This is a genomic window from Streptomyces sp. TSRI0281 (assembly GCF_001905125.1).
Classification (GTDB): domain Bacteria; phylum Actinomycetota; class Actinomycetes; order Streptomycetales; family Streptomycetaceae; genus Streptomyces.
This window is the reverse complement of sequence record NZ_LWLE01000012.1, coordinates 532,955-544,788: the sequence shown is the minus strand read 5'-3', so window position 1 is coordinate 544,788 and position 11,834 is coordinate 532,955. Positions and strand designations below refer to the sequence as shown.

Genomic DNA, 11,834 nt, shown 5'->3' with positions numbered 1-11,834 from the left:
GTACGCGTCCGTCCCCTCGCGGGTGACGGTCGCACGTCAGAAGTCCCAGCCGTCGTCGGCGGCGCCCTTGACCGGTTCGGGAACGGCGGCGGAGGCGCCGACCATGCCCGCGGTCAGGGTGGTGCCGTCAACGGGGTCGATCAGGATGAACGAGCCGGTGCGGCGCGAGTCGGCGTAGAAATCGACGGGCAGCGGCTCCGCGGTACGGATCTTGACGCGGCCGATGTCGTTGGCGACGAGCCGGCCCGGGTGCGGGTGCGGGGACAGGTCGTCGAGGGTGAGCCGGGAGGGGATGCTCTCGACGATGGCCTTGACCGTGCGGGTGCCGTGCTTGAGCAACACCCGGTGCCCGACGGTCAGGTCCTGGTCGGCCACATGGCAGACGGTCGCCTCGATGTCCTGGGTGGCCGCCGGGGCGTCCGCCGTCGGCGCGATCAGGTCACCGCGCGAGACGTCGATGTCGTCCTCCAGCAGGACGGTCACCGACTGCCCGGTCCAGGCGACGTCGACCCGCCTGCCGAGCAGGTCGATACCGGAGATCTTCGTCGTACGGCCGGACGGCAGGATCGTGACCGACTCGCCGACGCGGAAGGAACCGGCCGCGATCCGGCCGGCGTAGCCGCGGTAGTCGGCGTGTTCGGCGGTCCGGGGGCGGATGACGTACTGCACCGGCAGCCGGGCGTGGCGGTGGGCCGGGCCGTGGCTGACCGGGACCGTCTCCACGTGGCCGAGCACCGTCGGGCCGCTGTACCAGTCCATGACCGCCGACGGCTCCACCACGTTGTCCCCGGCCAGTGCCGAGATCGGTATCGCGGTGACCTCGGGGATGCCCAGCTCGGCCGCGTACGCCGTGAACTCCGTCACGATCGCGTCGAACACCGGCTCGCGGTAGCCGACCAGGTCCATCTTGTTGACCGCCAGGACGACGTGCGGAACGCGCAGCAGCGCGGCGATGGCGGCGTGACGGCGGGTCTGCTCGACCACACCGTTGCGGGCGTCGACCAGGATCACGGTCAGTTGGGCGGTGGAGGCACCGGTGACCATGTTGCGGGTGTACTGCACATGCCCGGGTGTGTCGGCCAGGATGAACCGCCGCTTCGGGGTGGCGAAGTAGCGGTAGGCGACATCTATGGTGATGCCCTGTTCCCGTTCGGCGCGCAGACCGTCGGTGAGCAGGGCGAGGTCGGGCGTGTCCTGGCCACGCCCGGCCGACGCCCGCTCCACGGCCTCCAGTTGGTCGGCCAGAACGGACTTGGAATCGTGCAGCAGCCGGCCCACCAGCGTGGACTTGCCGTCGTCGACGGAGCCGGCGGTGGCGAACCGCAGAAGGGTGGTGGTCGGGAGTTCCGTGGTCCTGGTCATGCTCAGAAGTACCCCTCGCGCTTGCGGTCCTCCATGGAGGCCTCGGAGAGCTTGTCGTCGGCACGTGTCGCGCCCCGCTCGGTCAGCCGGGACGCGGCGATCTCCGCGATCACCTGGTCCAGGGTCACCGCCTCGGACTCGACCGCGCCGGTGCAGGACATGTCACCGACCGTGCGATAGCGGACGAGCCGCTTCTCGACGGTCTCGCCGTCCTTCGGGTCGCCCCACTTCCCCACGGGCAGCCACATCCCGGAGCGCTGGAAGACCTCGCGCTCATGGGCGAAGTAGATCTCCGGCAGCTCGATGCCCTCGCGGGCGATGTAGTGCCACACGTCCAGCTCCGTCCAGTCGGACAGCGGGAAGACGCGTACATGTTCACCGGGGGCGTGCCGGCCGTTGTAGAGCTGCCACAGCTCCGGACGCTGGCGGCGCGGGTCCCACTGCGAGAACTGGTCCCGGAGGCTGAACACCCGTTCCTTGGCCCGGGCCTTCTCCTCGTCACGACGGCCGCCACCGAGGACCGCGTCGAACCGCTCCGACTGGATCCTCTCCGTCAGCGGCAGCGTCTGCAGCGGATTACGGGTCCCGTCGGGGCGCTCCTTGAGCGCGCCACGGTCGATGTAGTCCTGTACGGAGGCCACATGGAGACGCAGCCCGTGGGCCGCCACCACACGGTCCCGGTGCTCCAGGACCTCCGGGAAGTTGTGTCCGGTGTCCACGTGCAGCAGCGCGAACGGCACAGGGGCGGGGGCGAATGCCTTCAGCGCGAGGTGCAGCATGACGATGGAGTCCTTGCCGCCGGAGAAGAGAATCACCGGCCGCTCGAACTCACCCGCCACCTCGCGGAGGATGTGCACCGCCTCCGACTCCAGCGCGTCCGCGTGGGTCAGGGTGTACGGGTTGTCGGTCCTCTGGGACCGTGTCGTCGCCGTCGTCATGCCAGCCCTTTCTCCCGCAGCAGCGCGACAAGCGCCTGTGCCGACTCCGCCCTGCTCTGCTCGTGCGCCGGGATCCGCAGATCCGGTGCGGCCGGCGGCTCGTAGGGATCGTCGACGCCGGTCAGTCCGGCCATCTCGCCCCGCGCCTGCCTGGCGTACAGACCCTTCACATCGCGTACGGCGCACACCTCGACCGGCGTCGCCACATGCACCTCGACATACGCGGTACCGGCGGCCTCGTGCCGCTCGCGCACCGCCTCGCGGGCGTCCGTGTACGGGGCGATGACCGGTACCAGCACCGTCACACCGTAGGAGGCGAGCAGCTCCGCGACGTAGCCGATGCGGCACACGTTCGCCTCCCGGTCCTTGCGGGAGAAGCCGAGGTCGGCCGTCAGGTGCGCGCGCAGCTCATCGCCGTCCAGGATGTGCACCCGGCGCCCGGCGGACCGCAGTTCGGCGGCCGCGGTCAGCGCGATCGTGGTCTTGCCCGCGCTGGGCAGGCCGGTCAGCCACACCGTCGCGCCGACGGCGCCACCGTTGTTGAATTCGTCGGTCATGTGCTCCATCCGGGGTGTGGTTCGTCGAAGAGAGCTTTCCCGGGCGGGCGGGCAGCGGACGGCCGGGGCCTCACCCGCCGTCCGAGGAGCGGATGCCTGCTGCCCCGACCTCGGTCTCGATCGCGGTGACGGCTATCAGCTGCCCGGTCGCCGTGTCGCGCAGGGCCATGTCGGCCACCTCGACCTGCGATGACCCGGTGCTCCGCCACCTGCGTACGGTGACCTCGAAGACCGTGCCGGGGTCGGCGTTGCCGAAGTAGCCGATCTTCTGGTCGATCACCCTGCGCCGCAGGAACTGTTCGTCCGTCCGTCCCAGCGATCGCCACAGACGCAGCAGCATCGTGTCGAAGACCGCGAAATACGAGGCGAAGTACATCAGTCCGGCGCCGTTGAGGTCGCGCACGACGTCCAGTGCGTAGGCGAAGGTCCGGGGCTGCCCGGCCTCCTGGAATCCGGGCGGGCCTGTGGGGTGGAAGCTTCCGGTGGCCCGGGCCCGGCCCACCAGGGACCGGGGAGAGTAGGCGTTCGGAAGCGGCGCCAGCTCCTGGTAGCTGAAGTCCGGGGGTGTCACCTGGGCGAGACCCCGGTTGCTGCCCGCGGTGCTGCGGGCGATCCACCGGTTGAAGTTCTCCGCGTAGAGGCAGTGCGGGTGCGGGTGTTCGTACACTTCCGCCGGGTCCAGTGGTCCGTCCGGCAGCTCCAGACCGGCGGGGGCCAGCCGGTGCAGGGTGATGACCGACTGACTGCCGAACTGGAAGGCCCGGGAGTCGACCCGGAGTTCGTCGCCGAAGGTGAGTCCGTGGGGGTGGACGACATCTCCGCCGCGCACATGGAAGTAGTAGAAGGACAGATAGGCGGGGTCTCCGGCGGCGGTCCGGGCCGCGTGTACGTTGACCCGGCACGACTCGCTCACCACCTCCCAGGTCCAGTCCCCGATCCGGCCGAACACCGTGGAGCCGCCACTGCACATGCCCGGCGCGACGACCACATGACGGGAGACCCCGGCGTCGGCCGGGACCAGAGCGTCCTGTGCGGTGTGAAGAGTGGTCATACCTCCGCCTCTTTTCGGACCTGACGCGGCTGCCCGGCTCCGGTCGTGGCCATCCGCCCTGCGGAGCGCCACTCGTCCGCCGCGGCGAGGAACTGGTCGTTGTCCTCGGCGGAACCGATCGACACACGCACGCCCACGTCCCCGAACGCCCGTACCGCGATGTCCCTGCTCGCACACCACACACCGAAGTCGACGGCGTGGCGGCCCAGTCGCAGCCAGAGGAAGTTCGCCTGGCTGTCCGGGATCTCCCAGCCGCGGCGCACCAGGGAGTCCCGTACGCGAGTGCGTTCCGCGACCGTGCTGTCGACGCGCCGCAGCAGTTGCTCCGCAAGTCCGAGGGCTGCGACGGCCGCCTGCTGCGCGACGGTGTTCACCGCGTAGGGGAGACATGCCCTGCGCAGCCTTTCGACGACATGGGCATCCCCCACCAGGTATCCGGTCCGCAGTCCGGCCAGTCCATAGGCCTTCGAGAACGTGCGCAGCACGACCAGGTTCGGATGCGCGGCGCACAGCGACAGGGCACTGGACGCCGCCGGCCCGCGGACGTACTCGTAGTAGGCCTCGTCCACGGCCACCAGGCACGTCGGTGGTACGGACTCGATGAACTCCCGGAGTTCTTCGTGACCGACGACCGTGCCCGTCGGATTGTTGGGGTTGCAGATGATGACGAGCCTGGTCCGGGAGGAGATCCGGTCGGCCATGGCCCGCAGGTCATGGGCTTCGTCGTCCAGCGGCACCTGCACGGATTCCACGCCGGCCAGGGCGGCGAGCGTGGGGTAGACCTCGAACGACGGCCAGGCGTACACGGCTTCGGCGCCGGGATCGGCGATCGACTGGAACAGCGTCTGCAGGAGCGCCACGGAACCGGCACCGGCCACGACGCGGTCCTCCGCGATCCCGTGGGACCGGGCGATGGCACCTATCAGCGGTCCGCAGCCGGGGTCCGGATAACGGTTCACCAGGGAACCGGCCCCCTCGATCACCTCGACGATGCCGGGCAGGGGGGTGTGCGGCGACTCGTTCGCCGACAGCGGGCGAGGTCGCGCGGTCGATCCGTAGACACCGTCGGACGGCTTGTAGGAGGCAACGGTTTCGAGAACCGCGCGCAGCGGTGGATAAGACATGGGACTCCCGGTGGAGGGGACGCCGCCACGCTCGGTCGTGCGAACGGCGTCCGAATCGACTGTGGGGCTCAGCCTCCCGGCCGCCGTTCCGCCATCAGACGGGCCACGTCGGCGAGGGTGCCGGCGTCCAGCAGTTCGTAGTCGTGGACCTCGATGCCGAGCCGCTCGTTCAGTGCGGTGGCGAGTTCCAGCACCGACAGGGAGTCCAGCCCGACCTCTTCACGGGTGGCCGTCGGCACGACATCCTCCTCGCGTACGTGCAATTCGCCGACCAGGATGTCTTTGAGTACGTCGTACACGACTGGCTCTTCCCTCACTGTCCTCACCCGACCGGAGGCCGCGGGCTCGCGGCTCTCACGCACTACGAGCAGCCTTCAGGGCGAGGGCCACCTCGACGATGAGGTCCTCCTGGCCCGCCACGGCCTGCCTCTTGCCCAGTTCGAAGAAGACATCACGCGGATCGACGTCCTCACGCCGCGAGATGTCCAGGACCCGGTTCTTGAACCCGGAGAACACTCCGGCCAGGCCGCTGACGACACTCACCGAGTCGATGGTGGGCGGTGCCGGCATGAGTTCGCGCTCGGCGAGGTCGGCCGCGTCCAGCAGACCGTACAGGTCGATTCCCGTCGAGAAGCCCATCCGTTCCAGCACGGGCACCAGGACCTCCAGCTGAGTGTTCCCGGCGCCCGCTCCGAAACCCCGGGCGCAGGCGTCCAGGATGTCCGCACCCGCTTCCGCGGCGGCGATCGAGTTCGCGACCGCCATCCCGAGATTGTTGTGGGCGTGGAACATCACCGGCACCTCGACGGCTTCCCGCATGGCAGCGATGCGCTCCGTGACATCGGCCGGCAGATAGTGACCGGAGGAGTCCATGATGCCCACCGCGTTCGCGCCGAACTCCACCAGCCGGGCGCATTCATGAGCCAGCCGTTCGGGACTCGCCATATGACTCATCAGAAGAACGGCCTGGGCTTGGACCCCTTGCTCCCGGAGAAAGCCCAGATGCCGTTCGGCGAGGTCCCCTTCGGTGCAGTGGGTGCCGATCCGCACCACGTCCACCTGATGGGCGATGGCCCGCTCAAGGTCCGCGGTCGTACCCCATCCCGGCAGCATGAAGACGGCCATCCTGCTGTCGCGCAGGGACTCCCGCACGATCGACAGCATCTCGTCGTCACCGAGCCGGGACTGCCCGACCTGGAGGGAGGAGGCTCCCAGACCGTTGCCGTGCCCCACCTCGACCATGGGAACGCCGGCGGCGTCCGCCGCCCTCGCGTAGGACCGCAGTTGTTCACGGTCCAGCTGGTGACGGACCGCGTGATGGCCGTCGCGCAGGGACGCGTCGTAGATGAGGACCGGCCTTCCGGCGCCGCCGGGAGATGCTGCTGCGCTCATGACGTCTCCGTACCCGTGCTCGCCAGGCCGACCGCCGCGCACTGTTCGGCGACATGAACCGCGGCGGAGTTGATGATGTCGAGGTTGCCGGCGTACCGGGGGATGCGTCCGCCGGACGAAGTGACCTCCGCGGCGACGAACACCTTGCTCTCCTCCACGACACACGCGGTGATCCGGTATCCCTTGGCGAAGGAGCGCACCTGGTCGGCCGCGGCCGTCACGGCCGCGTTCACCGACGCCGTGCCGAACCCTTCCCCCAGCATCGACATGGCGACCCGGAAGGTCGCCGGCGGCCTGGCCGGACTGACGTTGAGGATCGCCTTGACGTCCTTGACGCCGGTGAAGTCACGTACCGCGTCCTGCGTGGTCTCGACGTACTCGTCGAGATTGAGCCGGGTGGAGCGCCCGACACTCGGACTGGCGGCCGTCGTGACGACCTCGACGTACTCGACCCTGTGTCCCTGGGTGATCGCGTGCAGGATCGGTATCGACGCCTGGCCACCACAGCTGATCATGTTGATGTCGTCGCAGCTCAGGACCTCCGCCCCGTTCACGCTCGGAATCACCATCCGCCCGACCTTGCTCGGTGTCAGGTCCACGAGCTTCGTACCCGACAGGCTCAGGCGTTCCGCGTGCTCGGCATGCGCCATGGCGTTGGTCGCGTCGAACACGATGCCGAACGGCTGCGGAGCGTCCAGGAGGGACTCGATACCGCGCGTACCGATGGCAAGACCGAGTTCGGCCGCCTGCCGCAGGCCGGGCGTCTTTTCGTCGCGTCCCACGACCAGCCCGCAGTCGAGGTACTCGGAACGCATGATCTTCTCTGCCAGATCGACTCCGATGAGGCCGGCGCCGAGGACGGCCACGGGCAGGCGCCCGTTTCGCTTCATGGCTGCTTTGCCCTTCCCTCTCTAGAGATTCACCGAGATTCGCCTTGGGGCGCGTCGGTGGTCTACGTGTCGCCCACGTGAAGGGTGACGGTGCCCAGCCGGTCGAACTCGGCCACGAAGCTGTCGCCGGGACACATCGCGACTGCGGCGTGAAGGGCGCCCGTCATGATCAGCTGGCCCGCTTCGAGCGTCACACCGTGCTCGCCGAGCACATTCGCCAGCCAGGCGACCACCGCGACCGGATCACCCAGGGCTGCGGCACCGGCTCCGGTCGCCACGAGTGCGCCGTTGCGGGAGAAGGCCATACCGACGAGGCGCACATCGCAGTCGTCGGGCAGGGCAACCGGAGGGCCGAGTACCACCGCGCCGTTCGACGCGAGGTCGGCGATGGTGTCCGCGAGCCGGATCCGCCAGTCCTCGATCCGGGAATCGACGATCTCCAGCCCCGCCATGACGTCGGAGATCGCCTCACGTGCCGCGGCCACGGTGACACCGGGCCCCTTGAGCGGCGTGCCGAGCCGGAAAACGATCTCCGCCTCGACCTTGGGCGCGATGAACGAGCCGCTCGGCGTGGTGGCTCCGTTCTCGTACACGGTCGAACCCAGCACCGGTCCGTAGTCCGGGGTACTGACACCGAACAGCTCCTGCATCGGGACGGAGGTGAGTCCCGCCTTGTAGCCGACGACGGTGTCGCCGGCCGCTGTCAGCATCCCGACCAGTTCGCGCTGGATGGCGTATCCGTCGTGCATGTCCAGCGCGGGATGCTCGTCGGTGAAGGGAGGGATGGGGCGGCCCGTCGCACGTGATTCGTAAAGTGCCTTGGCCTTGACTCTGACATCGTCCACCGAGATGTTCACTCTGCTCCTGTCAGAACACATCGCACCTGCCGCATGGGCCCGCCGGTCACCTGCACGCGGACCGTCTCGTGTTCCGACGCGTCGACGCCACCCATGACGTCGGCCCGCCTCTGACGGACTGCCACCGGCGCCCGTGGAACACGAGGTCCATGACGTGCGGACCACATCACTCGGATCAGCAGAACGGATCCGGGCGAGGGGAGCACGGCCGCGAAGCCCGGGGCTCGATGCCTGCCCCCTCGTTTCGCGTCTCACCGTAACCACGAAGTGAGCGCCGCAGAAGGTTTCACCCATGCACACGAGTCCGGTAATTGAGCACATTCACCACTCTGTCCCCCACACAAAAGGCGCCAAGAGGATGCGATCCACCCATCAAACGTGAGCTTCGTCACCGAGCGTTTCTCATGTTCGCCGCCCGTCCCTGGGAAGGCGCCGAAGTGCGTCGACGCCGCACGTCGCGGGGTGGGCGCACGACACACCGCGTGAGGCGGTCACCGGCCTAGGCACGGGCGACGGGCGACGATCTCAAGGCGGTGGCGCGGCAGGGGGCGATGGCACATCCGTCCGTACGACGCGGACGCTGCCAGCGCCGGATGGCCGACGGGCGCCACGCCGTCCTGCGACGCCGGCCAACACCCGACCGCACAGCGCCGGTTCGCCCGGTCTCCGTCCCACAGCCGCCGGCAGGGACCTGTCACCGCCGACGGCACACCGCCGGTGGCCTCACCGGACCGCTCACCAGGAGCCGTTCATCGGGTCGGGCTCTGCAGCCCGGCGGCCAGCCGCTCCCACTCCCTGGCGTAGTGACTCACCACTTCGGTGAGGGCTCTGGCGCAGTGCGGTGGGACGGCCGCCAGCAGCTGCTCGCCCGCCGCCAGCCCGTGGGCCTGGCCGTTGAGCCAGCGCAGGAGAGCGCGGCCGCTGTCCGTGAAGCGAATCGATGGATCGTTGGAGAGAACGTCCATGGCCCGCACCCGGATGCGCGCGGTCCCCCGCGAGGCGGGTTCCGGCGGAGTCGGACGGGAGACCGGGCCGGAACATCGCGCGGGCGCCACGGTCACGAGCGCGGTGAGGGACGCGGAGTCCTCGTGCACGGCCACCGCGGCCGGTGTCTGCTCGTCCGATTCGGGCACGGCCGCGCAGGACCGCAGTTCCTGCCGCAGGCGGTGCGCGGTGCTGACGGAGACACCGGCCTCCTGGGCCACTTCGCGCAGGGTCGCGCGGGGCCGCTCCGTCAGCAGGGACCGCGCCTTCTCCCGGCGCTCCGGCATGTCCGCCGGGCGCGCCCGGCCGTCCCTGCCCACACGTGGGACCGAGGGATTCGACTGAGGAGATTCCTCAGTCGAACATCTCCCCCGTACTGCCCCTACCGTCTTCGGCGACACCCCTGTGACGGCGGCGATGGCCCGGTCCGACCAGTGGGGGTGGGTCGCGAGGATGCGCAGGACCGCCGCCTTGCGGTCCCCGAGTGTCAGGGGAAGGCCATGGCTGATGTTGGCCTGCACCGACCGGATGAACAGATCGGCCGACGCGCCCTCGACATAGCGGACCGTGATGCGGCGTTCCCCGCGCAGGATCGCGGCCCGGAGCCGGTGCATGCCGTCGACCACGCGTCCCGTGTCCCGGTGCACGAGGATCGGTTCGAACTCGGTCCCGCCCTCCGCCAGTGCCTGCGCATGGCCCTCGCTCAGACCTTCCAGTCGCGGCGAGTCCGCCGGCAGCAGGGATTCGACCGGCACTGTGTGAATCGTCGACTGCGATGCGTCAAACAACTGTTCCACCCCTTCTGCTTGCGGTGCCCCTGGGCCATGTCCGCAGGCGCCTTCACTGCGAGCCTTCGCCCATCCGCGCATACGGGATCTCACGCCGTCCTCGTGCCGGGCCGAGGACGCCGACCGATACCGGCACGGGAGGTCCGGGCGGCCCCGGCGGCGTACGAGGGCCATGGCGGCGTCACACCGACCGCACCCCGCGCCGTCGCCGGTCCGGCCTCACACCTTCTCGGCGACCGCGGTCCTGGGGGCGAGCCCCCGGTAGGTGGTGTACGAGAACGGGCTCAACAGCAACGGAACGTGCAGATGGCTCGGGTCACCTTGATAGTGGAGCGAGACGATGACCTCCCCGTACAGGCTGTCGACCGCCCGCTCGGCGAAGTACTCACCGGTTTCGAAGACCAGCCGGTAGGACCCGTACGGCAGGGCCGTGCCGGACAGCGAGTTGATCCTCCCCGCGCTGTCGGTCCGCGACCGGGACACGACGGGCCACGCGCCGTCCTCCCGGGCGTGCAGGGTGACGACCAGATCCGCGACCGGGCAACCACTGGTGGAATCGATGACCCGAACCGAGATGCTCATGTACCGTCACCTCCCGGTCGGTACAGGCCGTTCGGCGTCCGCTCTTCCCATGCCATCAACACCGCATCACATCCTGCGTCATAAGTACGTGAAGGCACTCGCCGGCCGAATGCGGTCCGGGCAGTTCCTCGTCCGGGCCGCATTGTCGCCGGGGCCGACGCGTGCCCTTCGTGGCACTCCGTCCGGCCCTTCTCTCGCGCCATGTCGTGGGAAAGCCCTGCCGGCCCCGGTGACAACCACCTGCCAAGTGGCGGAAAGTCAGCCCCAGATGGTGTCGTCCTGGCGGTGGTCGCCCGCGAATTCAGCCAGGGTGTACAGCAGAGCCAACATAGCGATCTCCCATGCGGAAACTCGTGACCCGGAGGTCCGGGTGGACACCTCCAGTTCTAGTGAGTTCCCTTTTCGTCCTCCTACTGGAACGCTAAGTACTCGCTAAGCGACCGGGGTTGGAGGGCGAAACTTCCCTCGTGAGGCAACCGTCAGCGCTGATCCGCGTGGCCACCGCCCTGCCGACCGCCGCGCTCGGCGAGGTGCGGGACCGAGGGATCGCCTTCGCCCGCCGCCGCCCCGTCGCCATGGGCACAGGTTCCGTCCGCGCCGACGACGAGCACGGGTTCCGTCCGCGCCGACGACGGAACCGCCGGACTTCACGCGACCGCGCCACCGCAGGGGAGATGACCGGGGTGGGGTCGCCCGTCCTCGTTCCTCACTCGTGCGCCACGGCTACTGGCCGACGGCACACACCGCATAACCGTGGGGGGCGATCACGATCGGAATCTCCTGATCGATCTCCCACTCGGCGAACGCCACCACGATGTGACTGTAGAACGGCCGCCTCCCGAGCGTCGTGAAATACCGGTCGCTCTCCAGGACCAGCCGGAACGGCCCGGGAGTGTCCTCCGGCAGGGAGGGGCGGTCCAGCCGCCCGTCCCTGCCGGTCAGCCCGTGCCACACGGTCTGCCACTCGTCCAGGCGAGGCCGTTCGATGCGGATCATCAGCCCGTCGACGGGCCGCCCAGTGGTTCCATCAGAGACACACACTCCGAGCTTCACGTAACACCGGCCTCATCGATTGCATCCTTTGTGGGACGGAACACCGGTATGCGTCCCGTCTGCGAACATCGGCCCCCGCCGCTACCGCGACGGTTCGGCCCTTCCCTCCCACCGCCCGGCATCCGCTGTCCGGACGGATCTTCCCGCTGAGGTGGGCATCGTGCCACGCGGCCGTAAGAGACGCGGGAGTTCCGTTTCCAGATGGCCGGTTCCGGTGCCGGTGCCGGGACCCCGGGTCCGGCTGTCGGAGACGGGA

The 11,834-nt window shown here is 69.2% G+C and carries 12 protein-coding genes; all 12 read right to left on the bottom strand.

Going from position 1 to position 11,834, the window contains the following annotated elements; all coding sequences use genetic code 11:
• Positions 1 to 36: 36 nt before the first annotated feature.
• The 12 genes from A6A29_RS19950 to A6A29_RS19895 all read right to left on the bottom strand — a co-directional run bounded on the left by A6A29_RS19950 (position 37) and on the right by A6A29_RS19895 (position 11,566).
• Entirely contained in the window at positions 37 to 1,362 is a 1,326-nt protein-coding gene (locus A6A29_RS19950) for a sulfate adenylyltransferase subunit 1 (protein ID WP_079182878.1), read from the bottom strand.
• Positions 1,363 to 1,364: 2 nt separating this feature from the next.
• Positions 1,365 to 2,300, bottom strand: coding sequence for a sulfate adenylyltransferase subunit CysD (gene cysD, locus A6A29_RS19945; RefSeq protein ID WP_073721561.1), 936 nt, complete (start codon positions 2,298 to 2,300; stop codon positions 1,365 to 1,367).
• On the bottom strand, positions 2,297 to 2,857 hold the full coding sequence (gene cysC, locus A6A29_RS19940) for an adenylyl-sulfate kinase (RefSeq protein ID WP_241838560.1): 561 nt from the start codon (positions 2,855 to 2,857) through the stop codon (positions 2,297 to 2,299). Before cysC ends, cysD begins: the two co-directional genes overlap by 4 nt.
• 70 nt (positions 2,858 to 2,927) lie before the next feature.
• Complete coding sequence (locus tag A6A29_RS19935) at positions 2,928 to 3,908, bottom strand: LnmK family bifunctional acyltransferase/decarboxylase (RefSeq protein ID WP_073721557.1); 981 nt, start codon at positions 3,906 to 3,908, stop codon at positions 2,928 to 2,930.
• Positions 3,905 to 5,032: a histidinol-phosphate transaminase gene (locus tag A6A29_RS19930; protein ID WP_073721555.1), complete on the bottom strand. Its 1,128-nt coding sequence runs from the start codon at positions 5,030 to 5,032 to the stop codon at positions 3,905 to 3,907. Before A6A29_RS19930 ends, A6A29_RS19935 begins: the two co-directional genes overlap by 4 nt.
• A 68-nt stretch (positions 5,033 to 5,100) precedes the next feature.
• Positions 5,101 to 5,331: an acyl carrier protein gene (locus A6A29_RS19925; protein WP_073721553.1), complete on the bottom strand. Its 231-nt coding sequence runs from the start codon at positions 5,329 to 5,331 to the stop codon at positions 5,101 to 5,103.
• 55 nt (positions 5,332 to 5,386) lie between these two features.
• The gene (gene dmpG, locus A6A29_RS19920; protein ID WP_073721551.1) at positions 5,387 to 6,424 is read right to left on the bottom strand and encodes a 4-hydroxy-2-oxovalerate aldolase; all 1,038 of its coding nucleotides are present in this window, start codon (positions 6,422 to 6,424) and stop codon (positions 5,387 to 5,389) included.
• Positions 6,421 to 7,314, bottom strand: a complete 894-nt coding sequence (locus A6A29_RS19915) for an acetaldehyde dehydrogenase (acetylating) (RefSeq protein ID WP_073721549.1) — start codon at positions 7,312 to 7,314, stop codon at positions 6,421 to 6,423. Before A6A29_RS19915 ends, dmpG begins: the two co-directional genes overlap by 4 nt.
• Positions 7,315 to 7,376: 62 nt before the next feature.
• Entirely contained in the window at positions 7,377 to 8,171 is a 795-nt protein-coding gene (locus A6A29_RS19910; RefSeq protein ID WP_241838559.1) for a 2-keto-4-pentenoate hydratase, read from the bottom strand.
• Between the two features lie 749 nt (positions 8,172 to 8,920).
• Entirely contained in the window at positions 8,921 to 9,910 is a 990-nt protein-coding gene (locus A6A29_RS19905) for a ParB/RepB/Spo0J family partition protein (protein ID WP_241838558.1), read from the bottom strand.
• 252 nt (positions 9,911 to 10,162) lie between these two features.
• Positions 10,163 to 10,525 (bottom strand): hydroxyisourate hydrolase, encoded by a 363-nt coding sequence (uraH, locus tag A6A29_RS19900; protein WP_073721545.1) that lies wholly within the window; start codon positions 10,523 to 10,525, stop codon positions 10,163 to 10,165.
• A 723-nt stretch (positions 10,526 to 11,248) separates the two neighbouring features.
• Positions 11,249 to 11,566 (bottom strand): hydroxyisourate hydrolase, encoded by a 318-nt coding sequence (locus tag A6A29_RS19895; RefSeq protein ID WP_274535817.1) that lies wholly within the window; start codon positions 11,564 to 11,566, stop codon positions 11,249 to 11,251.
• Positions 11,567 to 11,834 lie beyond the last annotated feature (268 nt).

Excerpts from the sequence above, each read along its gene's own strand:
- A6A29_RS19950 (WP_079182878.1), bottom strand. The coding sequence starts at position 1,362 with ATGACCAGGACCACGGAACTCCCGACCACCACCCTTCTGCGGTTCGCC.
- cysD (WP_073721561.1), bottom strand. The coding sequence starts at position 2,300 with ATGACGACGGCGACGACACGGTCCCAGAGGACCGACAACCCGTACACC.
- cysC (WP_241838560.1), bottom strand. The coding sequence starts at position 2,857 with ATGACCGACGAATTCAACAACGGTGGCGCCGTCGGCGCGACGGTGTGG.
- A6A29_RS19935 (WP_073721557.1), bottom strand. The coding sequence starts at position 3,908 with ATGACCACTCTTCACACCGCACAGGACGCTCTGGTCCCGGCCGACGCC.
- A6A29_RS19930 (WP_073721555.1), bottom strand. The coding sequence starts at position 5,032 with ATGTCTTATCCACCGCTGCGCGCGGTTCTCGAAACCGTTGCCTCCTAC.
- dmpG (WP_073721551.1), bottom strand. The coding sequence starts at position 6,424 with ATGAGCGCAGCAGCATCTCCCGGCGGCGCCGGAAGGCCGGTCCTCATC.
- A6A29_RS19915 (WP_073721549.1), bottom strand. The coding sequence starts at position 7,314 with ATGAAGCGAAACGGGCGCCTGCCCGTGGCCGTCCTCGGCGCCGGCCTC.
- uraH (WP_073721545.1), bottom strand. The coding sequence starts at position 10,525 with ATGAGCATCTCGGTTCGGGTCATCGATTCCACCAGTGGTTGCCCGGTC.